Origin of the sequence: Hymenobacter telluris (assembly GCF_017313265.1) — a bacterium.
In the GTDB taxonomy this organism is placed as follows: domain Bacteria; phylum Bacteroidota; class Bacteroidia; order Cytophagales; family Hymenobacteraceae; genus Hymenobacter; species Hymenobacter telluris.
Window position 1 is genome coordinate 1 of record NZ_JAFLQZ010000010.1, and the last position, 18,128, is coordinate 18,128.

The following is an 18,128-nucleotide window of genomic DNA, read 5'->3' on the forward strand; positions in this document are numbered from 1 at the left end:
CGGCGCTAACCGCGCCCACTGCGCGTCCGTCAACATCTGTTCCATGCCGCAAAATAACCACTGTTAACACTTCCTAGTCTGAAATGACCTTATAGAATATACTGTGATACGTCGCGGTTACGGACCATGCCTTGCAGGCGCTCATCTACTAGCTCACGGTCGATAACGATGCGGGCATTGGGTCCGATGAGGTCCGGCACGTCGAAGAGAATGTCGTTGAGCAGGCGACTCATCACCGTGTGCAGCCGCCGAGCCCCAATATTCTCTACTTCAGCGTTTACTTCGAAAGCTATTTCTGCTAACCGTTCCAACGCCGAATCTTCAAAGCTCAAGAACACTTCTTCTGCCTGCAACAAGGCCTCATACTGCTTGGTAAGCGCGCTCTTGGGGTCTTTCAGAATGCGGAAGAAATCTTCTTTGGTGAGGCTTTGCAGTTCCACCCGAATGGGAAACCGGCCTTGCAACTCCGGAATCAGGTCGGAGGGCTTGGCCACGTGGAAGGCGCCGGCGGCAATGAACAGGATATGGTCGGTGTTGACGATACCGTATTTGGTGCTCACAGCCGAGCCTTCCACGATAGGCAGCAAGTCGCGCTGTACACCTTCCCGGCTGACATCGGGGCCACCGCCGCCTTTGCTGCTGCGGCTGGCTACTTTGTCGATTTCGTCGATGAAGATGATGCCAGCGTTTTCGGCTTGGCGGATGGCTTCGTCTTTTACCTCATCCATATCGATGAGTTTGGCCGCTTCTTCGTCGAGCAGAATCTTACGGGCTTCGGCAATGGTTACTTTGCGCTTGCGGGTCTTCTTGGGCAGCATGGCCCCAATCATATCCTGGATGCCGGCCATCGAGGCTTCGTCCATGCCCGGAGCACCACCTACTACTCCAATTCCAGGTGTGTTATTCTGGGCTACTTTGATTTCAATCTTACGTTCATCCAGTTCACCGTTGCGGATTTTCTCGCGGAATTTATCACGCGTCCGCTCGTTCAACTCGTAGTCTGATTCGGGCATAGCTGCGCCATCCGTTGCGCCTCCGAAACCAACTGAAGACTTGCTGGCCCCTCCCCCACTAGTAACAGGCGGAATCAGGGCATCCAGAATCAGATCCTCGACGGCCTGCGCGGCTTGCACTTTTACTGCTTCTTTGCGACGCTGCTTCACTTGGTTCACCGACTGTTCCACTAAGTCGCGCACCATGCTTTCCACGTCGCGGCCGACGTAGCCAACTTCTGTGAACTTGGAAGCTTCTACTTTAGTGAAGGGCGCATCGGCAATGGCGGCCAGGCGGCGGGCAATTTCAGTTTTACCAACACCCGTTGAGCCAATCATGAGGATGTTGTTGGGCACAATCTCGCGCTGCATGTCTGCTGGCGCGTGCAAGCGGCGCCAACGGTTACGCAGGGCAATGGCTACGTGGCGTTTGGCATCGTGCTGGCCAATGATGTATTTATCAAGCTCGGCTACAATCTGTGCCGGCGTCAGGAAACTATTGGAATCAAGCATAGACGGAAAATCAGGAAAAGGAAGTAGTCAGGCGAGTCGCACCCACATGAATAGGTGTACGCTTAATTGCCCAACACGCCCCAAAACTACTGCACGCTATTGGGTTTTGGTGAATAGCGTATTTAGGTTTCGGGCTACCGTGAAATAGTTGGCGCCCCCACTGGCGTGAATGCCAGCATACGTGTAATCAAGTTGAAACTGGCTGATGCGCAGCATTACACCAAACGAAAGGCCCGCGCCGCCACTGGTATTATCGAGGCGCAGTTCGCGGCGTTGCAGGTGGTTGTAGCCGACGCGCACGTTCAGGTTTTTGCCCAAAATCAGCTCGCCACCCACCGCAAAGTGCCGGGCAATCTTGTCGCCGACGCTTTTCTTTTTTACTACTTCATTGCCAAACTCGTCGAGTTGGCCGCGTTGGTTGGGGTCGAGATACACAATGTCGAATTGCTGCAAATGATGCGCCGTGATGGAGAAGCGCAGCGGCATGTGCTCGGGCTTGATGGACGCCCCGATCTGCACGTCAAGCGGCATGGGCTCACGGCCGGCCCCGGCATACGTTTTGAGCTGATACCCCACGTTGCGGGCCGTTAATCCTACTGTGAAGTCCTGCTCGGGGTGCTTAAACACCGCTCCCACATCAGCTAAAGCGGCTACTGAGTGGTTGCCGGCAATGCCCGACACCGCTAACCGTGCGGTGCCCCCCAGCGTGAAGTTGCCTTGCGTATAAGAATCGGCTACGCTCAGAGCGTATTCATTCACTGAAAACTGACCCAGCGAGTTACCTGCCGCATCGTACTCCTCGAATTTGCCGTAGCTCAGGTACGTTACGCCGACCCCAAAGCGGCCAGCTTTGCTTTCTTTGAATGCGTAAGCGGCTGTGCTTTGCTTGATATCAGCCACATAATCCACGAAGCTAAGCGCCAGGCGGCCTTCCATATCGGCATTCAACAACGCCGGATTACTCAAAAACATGGTCGGGTCAGAGTCGCGCGCTGATACGTTGACGCCGCCTAAGGCCGCCACTTTGGCACCAGGGGCTAAGTTCAGAAAAGAGAAGGCCTGCTGGCCCCCAATCTGAGCTACTGCCGCCGGAGCTGCACCCAGCCCCAAACCAACCGATAGAATAGTAATAGCCCGAAACTGTAGCAGTGGAATCATGAAAACAAGATACGGCGTTCAAGATGTATTTCGGGACTAAGACGCAGCAGCGGGCATTTTATTGCGCAGCAACTCATGGCACGAACCGAAGCCCGTGCCACCCACGTTTTATTGGTGCGTTCTTACTGCACTTCCACGCTTGGCGCAGGCGCGGCCAGCGGCTCGTCGCGCACTACTAGTTTGAGCGGATGCTCTACCAGTTCATCCAGCAGAGCCACTTTCAGCACATCGTCTACTCGGTCGGCGTAATGGATGGTAACTTCCTTGAGATACTCGGGCGCTATTTCCAGAATGTCCTTGCGGTTTTTGCTGCACAGGATAATGTCGCGGATGCCAGCCCGCTTGGCAGCCAGAATCTTTTCCTTGATACCACCCACCGGCAGCACCTTGCCTCGCAGTGTGATTTCGCCGGTCATGGCCAAGTGGCTGCGGATTTTGCGCTGCGTAAACACCGAGGCAATGCTGGTGAAGATGGCAATACCGGCGCTGGGCCCATCCTTGGGCACGGCGCCTTCCGGAAAGTGAATGTGCAGGTCGTACTGGTCGAAGAGGCGGTAGTCGATGCCCAGTTCCTCGGCGCGGCTGCGCAGGTAGCTCAGCGCCGTAATGGCCGATTCCTTCATCACGTCGCCCAACTGCCCCGACAGCGTGAGTTTGCCCCGGCCGCGGCTGAGCAGGCTTTCGATGAACAGAATATCCCCGCCCACCGAGGTCCAGGCCAAGCCCGTTACCACGCCGGCCGTTTCGTTGTCTTGGTATAAATCCCGGTCGAAAATGGCCGGGCCAAGAATCCGCTCGATGTCTTTAGGCTCCAACGAAGCCGGAAAGGCCTCATTCATGGCTTTGCTTTTGGCAATGTTGCGTACCACTCCACCCAGCTTGCGCTCCAAGCTTCGCACCCCCGACTCACGCGTATAATCGTCGATTACGCGCTGTAAAGCGGCCGTGGTAATGGCTACGTCCTTCACGCTGAGGCCGTGGTCGGTGAGTTGCTTGGGCCAGAGGTGCTTCTTGGCAATCTGGGTTTTCTCTTCCAGCGTGTACCCCGTCAGGTCGATTATTTCCATCCGGTCGCGTAGGGCCGGCTGAATGGTATCGAGTGAGTTAGCCGTAGCAATGAACAGCACGCGGCTCAGGTCGTACTCCACCTCCAGGTAGTTGTCGGTGAAGGTGGAATTCTGCTCGGGGTCAAGCACTTCCAACAAGGCCGAAGACGGGTCGCCGCGGAAGTCGGAGGCCAGCTTGTCGATTTCGTCGAGTACGATAACCGGGTTTGACGCGCCGGCTTTCTTGATCTGCGAAATAATGCGGCCGGGCATGGCACCCACGTAGGTTTTGCGGTGCCCCCGGATTTCGGCTTCGTCGCGGACGCCGCCTAGGCTCATGCGCACGTACTTGCGGCCCAACGCCTTGGCAATCGAGCGGCCCAGGCTGGTTTTACCCACGCCGGGCGGGCCGTACAAACACAAAATCGGCGCTTTCATGTCCTGCTTCAGCTTCAGCACGGCCAAGTACTCCACAATGCGCTCCTTCACCTTCTCCATGCCGTAGTGGTCGGCATCCAGAATTTTGCGGGTGCGCTTGAGGTTGAAATTGTCTTTGGTTTGCTCGCCCCAGGGCAATTCCAGCAGAAACTCCACGTAGTTCACGCTCAGCGGATACTCGGCCGCCTGCGGATTCACGCGGCTCAGCTTGTCCAGCTCTTTGCTGAAGTGCTTGGCTACGGCCTCGGGCCACTGCTTGGTTTTGGCGCGCAGCCGAAACTTGTCCACGTCCTGGTCAGGCCCTTCGGAGCCGCCCAGCTCGTCTTGCAGCACCTTGATCTGCTGGCGCAGAAAATAGTCGCGCTGCTGCTGGTCGATGTCGGTGTGGACCTTGCTTTGGATTTCGTGCTTGATTTCCAGATGCTGAATTTCCTTCATCATCATTTCCAGCAGCAGAGTGCCACGCTCAATCCCATCGTTGATTTCGAGCAGCTTCTGCTTCTGCCCTACTTCCACGTTGATGTTGGAACTAAGGAAATGCGTGAGAAAAGCCGGCGACTCAATATTATCCAGCGCCACCTGGGCTTCCTGCGGAATGTCGGGGTTGAGGCGCAGCATTTTGGCGGCGGCGTCTTTCAGCGAAGCCACCAGACCTTTCACTTCCTTGGTGTTCTTAGTGGGGAACGTCTCGGTGAAATATTTCACGCGCGCCGTCAGAAACGGCGTGGCTTGGGTTTGCTCTTCGATTTGAAAGCGGCTTTGGCCCTGAATGATGATGGTGGTATTGCCATCGGGCAGTACCAGCAGCTTCAGGATTTTGGCCATCGTGCCCATTTCGTATAAATCAGCCAGTGCCGGATCTTCCTGCTGATTGTTTTTCTGCGCCACTACCCCTACCAGTTTGTCGCCGCGGTAGGCTTTGCGCACCAGCCGAACGCTCTTTTTGCGGGTGACCGTAACGGGCAATACCACGCCCGGAAATAACACGGTGTTGCGTACGGGCAATAAGGGCAGCGTAGCCGGGGCGTCTTGCAGGTCGAGCGGCTGCTCGGGGTCGGTAGCCACAATAGAAACTACTTCGGCAGAGTTTTCAGACATCAATAGGAAAGGCGAAGAGAAGGCGGGGGGAATAGCAGACATACTGAAATAGGGAGCGGAAAGCAGTGCCACAATGGCAGACCAGCACTGCGGAACGTCGTTCTTAGGTGGGCGGACTTCCGAAGATACTAGTTTGACAAGTGCCGTGCCATGCAAAGGTAAGCCCACTCTGGCAGGCCCACGGCTTCAACTTATGCGGTAGCGCCGGCAATATCGGTAGATTAGTTGCCACAGCCTAAAGCCGGCTTTTAGTACCTGGAAATTCCTATTTTTGAGTTTTACTGCGCTATACCGCCTGGCCCCCGGCACCCTATTTAGTATGCTTCGCTCCTTACGCACGTTTTTCCTGCTGCTGTTGGTTTTCCTGCCGGTTGTGTTGTGGGCACAGCAGAAAAGCAATGCCCCACTGCGGCAGCGCAAGCTCACGGGCCGCACCACGCGCCAACTGCGGCTCCGCCCCGATGGCACGCCGGTGTTTCTGAACGTAAACCGCATTCCGTACTACGAGAATAAAAAGGAGCTACGGGCCATTCAGAAAGCCGAAAAACGACGCAATTACGTGGAGGCCCGCACCCTGCTGACCGCCTACGTGGGCAAGTTCGGCATCGAGAACTTTGCCAAAGACACGCCGCTACTGTGGCGCCTGGGCCAACTGTGGGAAAAGGCCGGCAACGAGGAAACTGCTAAAGCCTATTTCCGGCTGGCTCTCAAGCATCATCGGCAAGATGTTAAGAAGGTACAGCTCTACTACGATTCGCTGGAGCAGAAAACGGCCGACCTCTACGTGCCGCTGAAAGTGTACTACGATTTGGTGGAATACCGCAAGAGTATTGTGGCGTTCCGGCCGCCTAAGGGTGTATACACCAACATGGGCGAGGCCATCAACTCCAAGGCCGAAGACTACGGCCCGACGCTGAACTCCACGGCCGGTATGCTGCTTTTCTCTTCGAAGCGCAAGGTGCGCGGCATTCACGGCGTGGTGGATGAGGATTTGTACGTGTCGCGCAAGGACGGGGAAATGTGGAGTGAGGCCGAACCGCTGCCCAAACCCATCAACTCGCTGTACAACGAGGGCTCGGCCTGCTTCACCAAAGACGGTAAAACCATCTATTTCGCGCGGTGCGAGTGCCCTAGCTGCCACGGCAACTGCGACTTGTTCACGTCCACGTTCAAGGATGGGCAATGGTCGGTACCGAAGAGCCTGGGGGCACAGGTGAACTCGCCGGCCTGGGATTCGCAGCCGACTCTCTCGTTGAACGAGGACACGCTGTATTTCGCCTCCGACCGGCTGGGCGGGTTCGGGCTGGCCGATATCTGGTACACTTACAAAAACAAGAACAACCAGTGGGCGCCCGCCGAAAACATGGGCCCCGTGGTGAATACGCGCGAAAGTGAGGTGAGCCCCTTCTACCACCCGCTCTACAACGTACTGTACTTCTCGTCGAGGGGGCAGCTGCTCAACTACGGCGACTTCGACATTTATAAAACCTACCGGGTGCGGGGCCGCTGGCAGGAGCCCAAGAACATCGGGCCGCTGGTAAACGGCAAAGGCTCGGAGTATTATTTCACCATCGACTCCGACTCACAGAACCTGTACTATGCCCGCTCCGAGGAAAAGGACATGAAGAACCTCGACCTCTACTCGTTCCCGCTGCCCATGGAAGCCCAGCCGCTGGCCACCACGCACATCGAAGGCACGTTGACGGACTCGGTGTCGCACAGGCCGCTGAACGGTATTGTAACCGTTATTGATACCGACAATGGCATTGAAGTGGCCGCTAAATACTTGCGGCCTGATGGCTCCTTTGACTTCGATTTGATTGAGGGCTCGCACTACGTGATGCTGATTCAAAGCCCGGATTTCTTTAGCGTGGAAAAGAGCTTCGAGCTGAAAGGCGACACGGTGATGAAGCTCATGACCAACTCCATCGACTACGGCTTGCCGCTGGTGTTCCAGAACATCGAGTTCGACCAGGACAAAGCCACCATCCGGCAATCCATGCACCCCATCCTCGACCGGATTGCGCTGTTCATGGTCGACCACCCCACGTTCCGGCTAAGCATCTCCGGCCACACCGATTCCAAGGGCGACCCGGATTTCAACGAGAAACTGTCGCAGGACCGCGCCGAAGCTATTCGCCGCTACATCGAGGCCAAAGGTAAGCTCCAACCCAACCGGATTGAGAGTTTCGGTTACGGCTCCACGAAGCCACTGAAAGAAGAAGCCACGCCCGAAGACGCCAAAACCAACCGCCGCGTAGAGTTCCGGCTGATTAAGCCCAACGCGGAAGGCAAAAAAGAAGAACCCGCTAGTGGCGGTGGTGGCGACTGGAAGTAGCTACCGACCGTACACACCACACAAAAAGGCGCCTCCCACATTTTGTAGGAGGCGCCTTTTTCAATTTTCTGTAGCAGCTTCTACCAGCTTACTTTCTGCTCCTCTTCTCCGTCACGAAACAGCAGACTTTGCTTTTTACCGCCGGCTTCCACGTTCACAATGTTCATCTGGTCGGAGAAGGTAGGGAGCAGCAAGGAGTGACGCAGGTTGAAGCTGGTAAGCGGCTTGGTCAGCTTCACGGTGCAGTAGAGCCAGTGCGCGTCACTTTCTTTCTGCATGCCTAGTAGCTGCAAAGGCAGCGTTTCGCCAGCCCTGGTACCAAAGGCCAGCTGCCTGCGCAGCAAGTCAGTGGTTAGCTGCGTCACCAGCGGCTTCGGCGACTGTTCCAGGTCGATGGAAGCGGGGCGCCCCGTAGAAAGCGCCTTCTCGAAGTCGTCGGTGAATACCTTGAGGGCAATTTCCAGCTGCTGCTTCTGCGCGTTGTAGCGCACGTCCATAATGCTGGCATGGTAGGCATGCGCCCACGCCGTAAGGCTGGCGGTGAGTAAGAACAGGAAAAGCAGAAGTTGCTTGCGAAGCATAAGCGAAACCGTCAGAAACAATGTGGTGCCTCCGCTAACACAGCCGAGGCACCACAAATTCACTAGCAGGAAGTTATGTGGTTGGCTTAGATGAACCGTTTGACAACCAGTACAAAAAACATCAAAGCCAAAATCAGGGCAGTACCCACTTTCTGGGCATTCTCTAGGAATTTATCGGAAGGCTTGCGGCCGGCTATCATTTCATAAAGCAGGAAAATAACGTGGCCGCCATCCAGCGCCGGAATGGGCAGTAAGTTCATGAACGCCAGCACCATCGAAAGGGAGCCGGTCAATATCCAGAACCGTTCCCAAATCCAGTTTCCGCCGTATTGTTGCGCAATTTCAACCGGCCCGCCTACCGACTTGGCGAATGAAATTTCATTCCGGAATATCTTACCAAACGCCTTAATCTGACCGGTAATCACGCCGAAAGACTTTTTCACACCCCTGGGTATCGACTCCAAAAAATTGTAATGGTGGGTTCCAGATTTCAAAGAGCTCTTCGGAAAGAATCCAATAGTGCCGCTTGCGGGGATTTTCACTTGCAGGGTTATATCCTGCCCGCCACGCTGTACCAATAGCGGCGTTGGTTTTTCCGATGCCGACTCGATTGATTTCCCCCGCATCCAACTACTAAACCGCTGTATAAGGGAAGGAGGCTCAACGGTAGACGCATTAGCTTTCAATGCTTCCTGAAAATCAGAAAAGAATGGTGTATCCTGATTGCCCACCTTGATGATTTGGTCGCCTTTTTGCAGGCCAGCTTGCATTGCTGGGGTATCCTTCGCCACCGAATCTACGGTGAAGCGGGCCAGAGGAGTCACAAACGCCCCCTCTTCGTTGAGGCGCGTGATGAGGTTGGCAGGAATTGGAATGTCCAACAATTGTCCGGCGCGCTCCACGGTGTAATACGTGTTTTTATCCAACAGAACATCACTGTTGTACACACTATCAAAATCGATGAATGAGCGGCCATTGATTTTCACAATGTTATCATAGCGCTTGAACCCCAGCTCTTTTCCGAGGGCCGTGGGGGCTATGCCATCTTTCACCTCAGAGAGTGGCAGATAGCTCTCGCCGTAGGCGTAGATAACGAAGCTGAAGATGATGATGCCGGTAATGACGTTCATAATGACGCCGCCCAGCATTACAATCAGGCGCTGCCAGGCTGGCTTGGCCCGAAACTCGTTGGGCTGCGGCTCGGCGGCTAAAGCGTCGGCATCCTGGGTTTCATCAATCATGCCGTGAATGGCCACATAGCCACCCAACGGGAACCAGCCCAGCCCGTATTCTGTCTCGCCAATTTTCTTCTTCAGCAGCGCGAAGTTGAGCACATTGGGCAGCGGGAACAGAAAGTCAAAGAAGATGTAAAACTTATCAACACGAATCTTAAAGTACTTCGCCGTGGCGAAGTGGCCGAATTCGTGAATGCCAACCAAAATCGAAAGGCCCAGCAGCAGCTGGCCAATCATGGTGAGAATTTCCAAGAGGTAAGAAGTGAAGTGGTGATTTGGAGAGTCTGTAAGCTACTGAAATGCAATCCTCATGCGCTTACGTTCCCCGTTGATTTACTAAATAACGGACTTACCCGCTTGTTTCAATAACCATTCCTGTGCTATGCGGCGTGCCTCCTTGTCAGTGTGCACGTAGTCGTCGAGCGACGGGTCGGCAAGGTACGAAACCCGCGAAAGGCATTCCTCCACCAACTCCGACATTTGCAGGAACCCTACCTCGTCGCGCAGGAAGGCGGCCACGGCTACCTCGTTGGCGGCATTCAGCACGCACGGGGCATTGCCGGCGCGGCTCATGGCCTCGAAAGCCAAAGCCAAATTACGGAAGGCCGTTTTGTCGGGCTGCTCGAAGGTGAGCTGCGGGTAATCGAGAAAGGAGAAGCGGGGGAAACTGGCCGGCAGCCGGTGCGGATAACCCAGCGCGTACTGAATCGGGAGCTTCATGTCGGGCAGGCCGAGTTGGGCTTTCAGGGAGCCGTCTTCGAACTGCACCAGGGAGTGGATGATGCTTTGCGGGTGCACCACCACGTCAATCTGGTCGTCGCGGAGGCCGAACAGCCACTTGGCTTCAATCACCTCCAGCCCCTTGTTCATGAGCGAAGCGGAGTCGATGGTGATTTTAGCGCCCATGTCCCAGTTCGGGTGTTTGAGGGCCTGAGCTTTTGTAACGGATGCCAGCTCGGCGCGGCTACGCCCCCGGAATGGTCCACCGGAGGCCGTGAGAATAATTTTCTCGATGGGGTTGCGTTCCTCTCCTACCAAGCACTGGAAAATGGCGGAGTGCTCGGAATCAACGGGGTACAGCCCTACCTCATATTCGCGCACCAGTTGCGTAATCAGCTGGCCGGCTACTACCAAGGTTTCCTTGTTGGCTAAGGCAATGTCCTTGCCAGCCCGGATGGCCGCCACCGTGGGCAACAGCCCGGCGTAGCCCACCATGGCCGTGAGCACAATGTCGGCGTTGGGGCGGCCGGCCACCTCGGTAAGGGCGGTTTCGCCGGCCAGGACTTCCGTTTCCGGTTGCCCGGCCAAGGCAGCTTTTACGGTTTGGTATTTGGTTTCGTCGCCGATGACTACGGCGGCGGGGCGAAATTCCTGGGCCTGCTGAATCAGCAAATCGGCATTGGAGTGGGCCGAGAGGGCCGCCACGGTAAACCGGGTAGGATGAGCACGCACCACGTCAAGGGCTTGGGTACCGATGGAGCCGGTGGAGCCAAGCAGCGTGATGCGTTTAGGGAAGTCAGAGGGCATAGACAAAAGTAGCGCGAAGCGGGCAGTTATTTCGCCGAACGGTTAGCTGTCTAATGCGCTGGATATTTGGAACAGAATGCGCCGACCGGAATACTCCTTGCTCATCTCTTCGTCGCGCAGCATTTTAGGCTCTTCCTCGTTTTCCTCTTCGTCTGATTCCTGTTCTTCCTCTTCTTTGCGCGCTGGGCGTTCAATTCCCATGTCAGCTAGTTGCTGATCGGTAAACCCCCTATAAAAATACTCAAGATCCTCTTCTTCAACTTCAGCGTCGGATATATACTCTAACCCAACACCGTCATTTTCCTGGTAGAATTGACCATTACCTGTCATACTGAACTCGCCAGCAGAAGGCAATGACAGAGCATTGGTAACCAATTCTTCTACCCCATAAGCAAAGTCATTCTCTTCTTCATATTCAGATTCCACTTCCTGCCCATCCACGCTGGTATACACAAACGATTCGTCACCGCCACAGTCCCAGCGGACGGTTACGGTATGGCCAGCACGAAGCAGTTCTACAAGGTGCGCTTTAGTTTGGATTGGATTCATTGGAGTTGAGGTGTTGCCGGAGCCAGGCCAGTTCTTTGGGGTCGGGCCGGTACTGCCAAGGTTCGGTGAAAGTAAAATTGGAAAGTATATCCGCTACGGTTAACAATGGCTGTAGCTGGCGCGCTAGCTCTTCGGCCGCTGCCAGTCCAAGCAACTGCTCAGCCAAGAACACGCCGAAGGTGCTGGTAGTAAGCAGGAGCGCAGAGCGTAACCCCGTGCGCAGATACGGCCGTAGCACAAAGGCACGTACTGAATCAGATGCATCCGGCAGCAACTGATCGGGCGACGGTACCAACGGAGCCAGCGTAGTGTCGGCTGCACGAAGCCAGTCGTGTAGCGTCGGCACGCGGCCCGATAGATCTTCTTTGCAATGCTCGGCAGCTATGTCGCGCACCAACACGGTACGCCCTGCCGAGTTAAGTACAAAGTCGCCCAGTAATTCTGTAGCCCACTCAATGCCGGTTGTGTGGTGAAGCAACAGACGGTGGCGGGCATGAAAATAGAACAGTTTGCTACTGTCCATAAATCGATGCACGGCTACGTAGTCCGCAGGGTCACCACCAAATTTGCGTTGGGACAACAAGCAATGTTTCCAAATATCCATTAGAGCTTGCTACTGTATTTGCTCTATTCGTACCGGCTTGCCATTGAACAGCACACTTTCACCAGCCCGCTTGCCGCTCAATGCGGCAGCCATGGGAGCTGCCGCCGATACCGCAAAGTAGTCTTGGCCTTCCACGGTGAGCTTGCCGGCGCTGATACTGATGAAAAAGCGCCCCAGGTTGGTGGTTGCCAGCGCACCGGACCGCACGGCGTCGCAGGACAAGTCGGGGTTGATGCGGGCTAGCTCGCCTTGCAGTTGCAGGGCCTGCTGAAGCTGCACAGCGTTGCGGTTGCGCTCTTCCTGGGCCATGGCGCGGCCGGTTTCGTATTTGTCGCCGGCGCTGCTTTTGGTTTCGGAGTTGGCCGATTCCTGTGCGGTAAGCATGGCGGCCTGGGCGGCTTCAATGCGCTGCCCCACAAAGGCGGCGCACAAGGCATGGAGTTGGGTTTTGATGGAAGACATAGTGAAGCATATACGGCGAATAAGGCGCCGGGCTTGCACCCAAAGCTACCAAGATTGGTTTATCTCGCTCGGCGCTTCATGATGAAGGAATAGAAAGGCTGCCCGCCACCGTATTGGCCCATGTTATGAATGGAGGATGAGCCATTGACCAGTTCAAAACCTTGGGCGTTCAGCTTTTCAACCTCTTTCAATACCGGCGCCAAGTCGTAGCGCTTGGTATTTTTCTCTTTCTCAAATTCCTTTTCTTCCGATGGCCTAGAGCCAATCGTAACGCTAACGTAATTGCTTTTACCTGACTGAAACACGCTAACTACTGCGTATTCTTCGGTTCGGTCTTCGGCAGGCTGAGGATGGCGCGAAATAAAGGCGACCAATCCGGTAAAGGTCATAGCGGCGGCAGCAGCCAGCAGGCTCTTGTTCATAGCAACGGATAGTAATGTGCAGTTTCCTGCCAAGATAGATAACTACCTGTTTCTTATATCCTGGCAGTTACCAATTACCCTCTGCTTTGTGCAGCCTCGCATTTCTCACCTACACCACCTGTAACCACCAGTTCAACCCCACAATACTGCGCCGCTAGCTGCCTAGCTAACGGTCATTACACCAGCACAGCTCAACTCTGCTTTTCTACGAATCCCCGCCGTATGGCTATGCTTACAGTTTCAACTTAGGCAAATGCACACCAGTTGCTATTGCTGCAAAGGCGGATAAGGACTAATACGCAGCCGCTCGGCTACGCGCTCCACGGCCTGCTCGAAACGAGCGTAATCGAAAGGCTTTACTAGATAATCCACAATTCTCAACTCAAAAGCCTCCCATACAAAATCATCGTGCGCCGTGGTAAGCACCACTTGTGGCGGCTCGGGTAGCAAGCGTAGCATATCTAACCCGCTCAAATCGGGCATCTCCACGTCCAGAAACAGTACGTCCACACGCCGGTCGGTACTGAAAAAGTCTAGTCCCTGCACACTGCCTGATAGGGAAGCCTCCAGTTTTAGGGACTTGTTCAGCTTGATGTAGTGCTCTAGGGTAAACCGGTTGATTTCATCGTCGTCTAATACTGCGCAAGTCAGAGTCGGCGACGAAGCGGGGTATTCATTGATCATACGCACTTAAGTATTCTTTTGTAAAACAGCACTGTACCTGACAAACGGCTCCTCTATACTTCCCTGCTTTGCCTTCCCTTATATTTCGAAGTACAAACATAGGACAATTAATAGAATTTTTACCTTTCACGGCATAGCGCACTTACACTATCCACTCATATCCTTGCTATTACTTAGCAGACTGACGCTCTAGTTCGTGCAGCACCGCCAGTACTTTCAACACCCATTTGGTGTCTTGCGGTTGAATTACAATGGTTTTGAAGCCATACCTCTCCCCTTCCAGCCGTACTCCTTCTGAATCATCGAACAGCAAATCAATGCCAAAAGTGGGCGGATGCTTGGTACAACGGATGGCTACCTCCCGGTCGTGGCGCTGCTGATTTACTACCCCGGCCAACTTGATACCGTGCAGCCAGAACAGCTTGCGGATGTACCAGTTGCTGCGGTATGATGTGGTGTACACCCATACCTCCCACTTGCGCTGCCGGCAATACTCCGCCACTGCTACCACGCCTAGCCGTAGCTGTTCGCCGCCCAACAGCCGGGCCCAGACTCGGCGTTTGGGCTGTTCCAGTGGGAAATCATGGCTGCAACGGATGAGCGTGTTATCCAGATCGAAGGCAATACGCATGGTTGCAGGCTGGATAGGTTAGCAGCGGGCGGCGAGCTAGGAAACGGATTTGGTACCGGCCGGGTACTCGCCTACCAGGAAGGTATGTTTGCCTTTGGCGGCAATTTTGGTAATGGTTTCTAAATACTGAAAGAAGCGCAGGTTGTCGTCGCCCTTCATGAGTTCGGCGGCGTTTTTGAGGGCGCGGGCCGTGGCTACGGCCGTACGGGCGTTTTCCAGGTCGGCCTTGGAGCGGATGCGCGCCTCCAGATAGCGCGCAAATAAGTCCTGAATGTTCTTGGGAAACGTGAGGTCCCGGAGCTGGGCCTGCTCCACCAAAATACCTAGCTCGGCTAACTGCTGCGCAGCCTCCGGGCCATTAAAATCCACGAGTTCGGTCCGGCGCTCCGGCAATTCCTCGCTATCAAAACCCCCAATCTTGTTGCGAGCCGCTAGCTGAATGGTTTGGAAAATGCGCTGCTCGGCCTCTATAAGGAGCTGCGCTACCGGCCGGTTCAACTCGAACTGGCTCAGGAACTGCTGCCCATTGACAATGCGGTATTGCACCACAAACGAAAACCGCAGTGCAATACTGTCGCGCGTCAGCACTTCCTGGTTGGTTACGGTGAGCAGCCGGCTGGTAGTGGGCAGCAGCAGCAGTTCTGTGCGGTTGCGCCAGTCCGCTACTTCAAACCGACCAGGCGGCAGCACTTTTTCCAGCGTATTGTCGCGGTACAGAAACCCTTGCTGGTTGGGCTTAACCTGATACGTTTTGGTGAACAAACCCATGGCTAATACGGAGTTAGATAGAATCAACCAGTGAAGGGGAAGAAACGCAACTGGGCGGGGAACCACCCTTGAGGCAGCCAGCACTACGGCTGCCGGTATCCGGATGGTTGCAAACCACCCAATTGCTCGGGCCCGAAAGCCCTGTTTCTTCCCCTTCGGCAGGTCTGTTAAAGACAGATGCCCTTCCGGGCAGCACCACGCCAATGGGGGGAGTCGAACCCCCTGACGAATCCGCGCCGCAATACCCTACTCATGCAGATTCGCCGAGGTTGAATAGGTAGCGGTTGCCTGCAAGATAGGCGGCGCTAGCTAATTCCTAGCAACCCATCAGCTACGGTTCGGTCGTTGCTGAGGCGCGGCACTTTGTTTTGGCCTCCGAGCTTACCCAGGCTCTTCATGTAGCGCTGAAACGCCCCGGCGGGCAAGGCCGTGAGTAGCAACGGCGCCAAAATGTGGCCCGCCAGCAGGTCGTCGTAGTACACGTTGCGGCGGCGTAGGCCGGTTTCCAGGGCGGCAGCAAAGGCAGCAGCATCGTGAGGCGGCCGGGCAAACTCAATCAGCCACTCGTGGCGCGAGGGCACCGCCGGGTCGTCGCTGACGCGGGGCGCCACGGTGCATTCCACAACCTCCACTTCAGGGTGCTGCTGCATAGCTTCGCGCAGAGTTTGCTCCACTTCCTCACCAATCACATGCTCGCCGAACGCCGACAGAAAGTGCTTGATGCGCCCACTCACCACCACCCGAAACGGGTATTTCTGGGTGAAGCGCACGGTGTCGCCGAGACTGTAGCCCCAGAGGCCAGCGTTGGAGTTGAGCACCAGCGCATATTGCTTGTCCAGCTCCACTTCAGCCAACGACAAGCGGGGTGGGTCGGGCTCGAAGAACCGCTCGGCCGGCACAAACTCGTAGTAGATGCCCGCGTCGAGCAACAGCAGCATGCCGGGGTTGCCGGGCTCGTCCTGAAACGCTAAAAAGCCCTCTGAGGCCGGAAACAACTCGATGCTATCCACGGGCCGCCCAATGGTTTCAAACAGCTTTTTGCGGTAGGGCTCGAAGTTGACGCCGCCGTACACAAACAGGTTGAAATCAGGAAACACCTCCCCCACCGGCCGGCCCGTGCGCGCCACTATCCTATCGAAATACATCTGCACCCAGGGCGGAATCCCCGAAATCAAGGTCATGCGGGCGCTCAGCGTTTCATCCACAATACGCCCCAGCTTAGTTTCCCAATCGTCGATGACGTTCGTGGCGTAGCTCGGCAACTGGTTGCGGCGCAGGTAGGCCGGCACGTGGTGGTTGACGATGCCCGACAGCCGCCCCGTATGAATACCGCCCACCTGCTCCAGCTCGGGGCTCCCCGACAAAAAAATCAGCTTGCCATCCAGAAACGCGCTTTTACCGGTGCGGTGTACGTAGTGGAGCAGCGCATCACGCGCCCCGTTGATGTGGTTGGGGATGCTGTCTTTGGTGAGCGGTATGTATTTGGCGCCGGAGGTGGTGCCGCTGGTTTTGGCCAGGTACAGGGGCTTGCCGGGCCACAGCACGTTGGCCTCGCCGTGCTTCACCCGCTCGAAATACGGACTCAGCGCCTCGTAGTCGCGCACGGGCACCAGCCGGGTTAAATCCTGCGCCGACTGGATGGCCCCGAAATCATGGTCCCGCCCGAAAGCGGTAGCACTGGCCTTGGCCACAAGGGTGCGCAACACCCGTTGCTGCGTACCGATAGGGTCTTGCTGCCACTTCTGGTAACGGCTAGTGACGTACGAGGCCAGCGGGCGGCTCAAAGCGGATTTCAGGCCCATGGGCAGTGAATGAGTGGGTGAGTGAATGAGCGCACAGCCCTGTGGGACTATGCCGGCTCCCGCGCCAAAGATAGAAGGCCGCTAAGATGCGTGGACATCAGACGGCTGTACCCATATTTGCCCGCAATCCGTATTACGGACACCAACTCAACAGTTCAATTACTCAACCAACCCCACACCATGGTCAATCAACGCGGAAATGCAGTTTGGAACGGCGACATCAAAGGCAGCGGTGAAATTTCCACCCAAAGCGGCACCGTTAAGGCTCCGTATTCGGTAGGAGCCCGGTTCGAAGGCCAAAAAGGCACCAACCCCGAAGAACTCATTGGTGCGGCGCACGCAGGCTGCTATACTATGTTCCTCACGGGCCAGCTTACCAAAGCCGGAGCCCAAGTAAAGCAAATCCGGACCGAGTCGAAGGTGACGCTAGACACGTCGGGCGCCGTGCCGAAAGTAGTGAAAATCGTCCTCACCACTGAGGGGGAAGTGGAGGGTATTTCGCAGGAGGAATTCCAGAAGCAAGCCGAGAATGCCAAGGAGCATTGCCCGATTTCGCAATTGCTGAGCGCCGTACCGGAAATGGAACTGGCGTCGGCTACGCTGAAATAAGTTGCGAATTACCAGTTGTCAGTTGCCAGCTGTATAAGCTACTCACAACTGACAACTGATAACCGGCAACTGAATAAACCGGCTTCGCCCTCCGCGTTGCCGGTTTTTCGCTTTCTTTGCCCTTTGTTGCGACCATTTACGCCGCTATGCCCTCAGCTTCTACTTCTACCCGCATCCGTCTCCAACCCGCCAACACGTCGCGCATCCCGTTTTGGGGGCAGATGTTCTTCGGCATTGTCTGGGTAGGGTACACACTGGCCCTGATTGTCACCGACAGTGGCCTGAACGACATGCATTTTCTGCATTACGTCTTCCTGATTTTCAGCTTGATTTATATCGGCTACGTGTTGGTACACAATGCGCCGGTGTTTGGCACCCAGAGCTACCTGGAATTCACGCCGGGCTACATCGTACACAAAGGCGGTTTGTTCCGGCCGAAGCAGGTGTTTGCGGCCGAGAATATCACCCGCCTGGAACTAGTACCCCGGCAGATACGCCTGCACACCAGAGAGGAAGGCACGTATGCCCTAAGCCTGCGAGAAGTGCGGGGCCGGAAGCGCCGCCGCCTGCTCATGGAGCAACTCCGCGCCTTCGCCAACCAATACCAGATTCCATTTCAGGAAGGCAGCGCCACCTAAACCGGCAACGGTATCACCCGAAGCAAAACAACG

At 55.6% G+C, this 18,128-nt stretch carries 17 protein-coding genes; 3 read left to right on the plus strand and 14 right to left on the minus strand.

All coding sequences use genetic code 11. The features are described from left to right. Window positions 1-89: 89 nt before the first annotated feature. The 3 genes from hslU to lon all read right to left on the minus strand — a co-directional run bounded on the left by hslU (window position 90) and on the right by lon (window position 5,245). On the minus strand, window positions 90-1,505 hold the full coding sequence (hslU, locus tag J0X19_RS14750) for an ATP-dependent protease ATPase subunit HslU (protein ID WP_206985150.1): 1,416 nt from the start codon (window positions 1,503-1,505) through the stop codon (window positions 90-92). 96 nt (window positions 1,506-1,601) lie between these two features. Further along, a complete protein-coding gene (porQ, locus tag J0X19_RS14755; RefSeq protein WP_206985151.1) occupies window positions 1,602-2,663 on the minus strand; it encodes a type IX secretion system protein PorQ in 1,062 nt (353 codons plus the stop codon). A 122-nt stretch (window positions 2,664-2,785) separates the two neighbouring features. After that, window positions 2,786-5,245, minus strand: coding sequence for an endopeptidase La (gene lon, locus J0X19_RS14760; protein WP_206985152.1), 2,460 nt, complete (start codon window positions 5,243-5,245; stop codon window positions 2,786-2,788). A gap of 319 nt (window positions 5,246-5,564) precedes the next feature. On the opposite strand from lon, the gene J0X19_RS14765 reads away from it, so the two are divergent. Then, the gene (locus tag J0X19_RS14765) at window positions 5,565-7,583 is read left to right on the plus strand and encodes an OmpA family protein (RefSeq protein WP_206985153.1); all 2,019 of its coding nucleotides are present in this window, start codon (window positions 5,565-5,567) and stop codon (window positions 7,581-7,583) included. An 80-nt stretch (window positions 7,584-7,663) separates the two neighbouring features. Here the strand turns inward: J0X19_RS14765 and J0X19_RS14770 are convergent, their stop codons facing one another. From J0X19_RS14770 to J0X19_RS14820, 11 genes are all read right to left on the minus strand, one after another. Next, window positions 7,664-8,164 carry a DUF6702 family protein gene (locus tag J0X19_RS14770; protein ID WP_206985154.1) on the minus strand — a complete coding sequence of 167 codons (501 nt, stop codon included), beginning with the start codon at window positions 8,162-8,164 and terminating at the stop codon, window positions 7,664-7,666. Between the two features lie 86 nt (window positions 8,165-8,250). Next, window positions 8,251-9,651 (minus strand): M50 family metallopeptidase, encoded by a 1,401-nt coding sequence (locus J0X19_RS14775; RefSeq protein ID WP_242582732.1) that lies wholly within the window; start codon window positions 9,649-9,651, stop codon window positions 8,251-8,253. A gap of 84 nt (window positions 9,652-9,735) precedes the next feature. Continuing rightward, on the minus strand, window positions 9,736-10,926 hold the full coding sequence (locus tag J0X19_RS14780) for a 1-deoxy-D-xylulose-5-phosphate reductoisomerase (protein ID WP_206985155.1): 1,191 nt from the start codon (window positions 10,924-10,926) through the stop codon (window positions 9,736-9,738). Window positions 10,927-10,968: 42 nt separating this feature from the next. Next, window positions 10,969-11,475, minus strand: coding sequence for a hypothetical protein (locus tag J0X19_RS14785; RefSeq protein ID WP_206985156.1), 507 nt, complete (start codon window positions 11,473-11,475; stop codon window positions 10,969-10,971). Further along, on the minus strand, window positions 11,456-12,079 hold the full coding sequence (locus tag J0X19_RS14790; RefSeq protein WP_394369119.1) for a DUF6915 family protein: 624 nt from the start codon (window positions 12,077-12,079) through the stop codon (window positions 11,456-11,458). The genes J0X19_RS14785 and J0X19_RS14790 overlap by 20 nt, the downstream gene beginning before the upstream one ends. Window positions 12,080-12,088: 9 nt before the next feature. Continuing rightward, window positions 12,089-12,541 (minus strand): 3-oxoacyl-ACP synthase, encoded by a 453-nt coding sequence (locus J0X19_RS14795; RefSeq protein WP_206985158.1) that lies wholly within the window; start codon window positions 12,539-12,541, stop codon window positions 12,089-12,091. A 59-nt stretch (window positions 12,542-12,600) separates the two neighbouring features. After that, entirely contained in the window at window positions 12,601-12,963 is a 363-nt protein-coding gene (locus J0X19_RS14800) for a hypothetical protein (protein ID WP_206985159.1), read from the minus strand. Between the two features lie 267 nt (window positions 12,964-13,230). Then, window positions 13,231-13,647 carry a LytR/AlgR family response regulator transcription factor gene (locus J0X19_RS14805; RefSeq protein ID WP_206985160.1) on the minus strand — a complete coding sequence of 139 codons (417 nt, stop codon included), beginning with the start codon at window positions 13,645-13,647 and terminating at the stop codon, window positions 13,231-13,233. A gap of 169 nt (window positions 13,648-13,816) precedes the next feature. Further along, window positions 13,817-14,278, minus strand: coding sequence for a hypothetical protein (locus J0X19_RS14810; protein ID WP_206985161.1), 462 nt, complete (start codon window positions 14,276-14,278; stop codon window positions 13,817-13,819). Between the two features lie 36 nt (window positions 14,279-14,314). After that, on the minus strand, window positions 14,315-15,046 hold the full coding sequence (locus J0X19_RS14815; protein WP_206985162.1) for a slipin family protein: 732 nt from the start codon (window positions 15,044-15,046) through the stop codon (window positions 14,315-14,317). Between the two features lie 305 nt (window positions 15,047-15,351). Continuing rightward, entirely contained in the window at window positions 15,352-16,848 is a 1,497-nt protein-coding gene (locus tag J0X19_RS14820) for a GH3 family domain-containing protein (protein ID WP_206985163.1), read from the minus strand. 180 nt (window positions 16,849-17,028) lie between these two features. On the opposite strand from J0X19_RS14820, the gene J0X19_RS14825 reads away from it, so the two are divergent. Together J0X19_RS14825 and J0X19_RS14830 are read left to right on the plus strand one after the other, a co-directional pair. After that, window positions 17,029-17,457: an OsmC family peroxiredoxin gene (locus tag J0X19_RS14825; protein WP_206985164.1), complete on the plus strand. Its 429-nt coding sequence runs from the start codon at window positions 17,029-17,031 to the stop codon at window positions 17,455-17,457. Window positions 17,458-17,603: 146 nt separating this feature from the next. Next, a complete protein-coding gene (locus J0X19_RS14830) occupies window positions 17,604-18,095 on the plus strand; it encodes a hypothetical protein (protein WP_206985165.1) in 492 nt (163 codons plus the stop codon). Window positions 18,096-18,128 lie beyond the last annotated feature (33 nt).

What these genes read in the sequence shown, in the direction of transcription:
- J0X19_RS14780 (WP_206985155.1), bottom strand. Translation starts at nt 10,926, where the DNA reads ATGCCCTCTGACTTCCCTAAACGCATCACGCTGCTTGGCTCCACCGGC.
- J0X19_RS14815 (WP_206985162.1), bottom strand. Translation starts at nt 15,046, where the DNA reads ATGGGTTTGTTCACCAAAACGTATCAGGTTAAGCCCAACCAGCAAGGG.
- J0X19_RS14770 (WP_206985154.1), bottom strand. Translation starts at nt 8,164, where the DNA reads ATGCTTCGCAAGCAACTTCTGCTTTTCCTGTTCTTACTCACCGCCAGC.
- J0X19_RS14765 (WP_206985153.1), top strand. Translation starts at nt 5,565, where the DNA reads ATGCTTCGCTCCTTACGCACGTTTTTCCTGCTGCTGTTGGTTTTCCTG.
- J0X19_RS14785 (WP_206985156.1), bottom strand. Translation starts at nt 11,475, where the DNA reads ATGAATCCAATCCAAACTAAAGCGCACCTTGTAGAACTGCTTCGTGCT.
- porQ (WP_206985151.1), bottom strand. Translation starts at nt 2,663, where the DNA reads ATGATTCCACTGCTACAGTTTCGGGCTATTACTATTCTATCGGTTGGT.
- J0X19_RS14795 (WP_206985158.1), bottom strand. Translation starts at nt 12,541, where the DNA reads ATGTCTTCCATCAAAACCCAACTCCATGCCTTGTGCGCCGCCTTTGTG.
- J0X19_RS14830 (WP_206985165.1), top strand. Translation starts at nt 17,604, where the DNA reads ATGCCCTCAGCTTCTACTTCTACCCGCATCCGTCTCCAACCCGCCAAC.
- J0X19_RS14805 (WP_206985160.1), bottom strand. Translation starts at nt 13,647, where the DNA reads ATGATCAATGAATACCCCGCTTCGTCGCCGACTCTGACTTGCGCAGTA.
- hslU (WP_206985150.1), bottom strand. Translation starts at nt 1,505, where the DNA reads ATGCTTGATTCCAATAGTTTCCTGACGCCGGCACAGATTGTAGCCGAG.
- J0X19_RS14820 (WP_206985163.1), bottom strand. Translation starts at nt 16,848, where the DNA reads ATGGGCCTGAAATCCGCTTTGAGCCGCCCGCTGGCCTCGTACGTCACT.
- lon (WP_206985152.1), bottom strand. Translation starts at nt 5,245, where the DNA reads ATGTCTGAAAACTCTGCCGAAGTAGTTTCTATTGTGGCTACCGACCCC.
- J0X19_RS14810 (WP_206985161.1), bottom strand. Translation starts at nt 14,278, where the DNA reads ATGCGTATTGCCTTCGATCTGGATAACACGCTCATCCGTTGCAGCCAT.
- J0X19_RS14790 (WP_394369119.1), bottom strand. Translation starts at nt 12,079, where the DNA reads ATGGATATTTGGAAACATTGCTTGTTGTCCCAACGCAAATTTGGTGGT.
- J0X19_RS14825 (WP_206985164.1), top strand. Translation starts at nt 17,029, where the DNA reads ATGGTCAATCAACGCGGAAATGCAGTTTGGAACGGCGACATCAAAGGC.
- J0X19_RS14800 (WP_206985159.1), bottom strand. Translation starts at nt 12,963, where the DNA reads ATGAACAAGAGCCTGCTGGCTGCTGCCGCCGCTATGACCTTTACCGGA.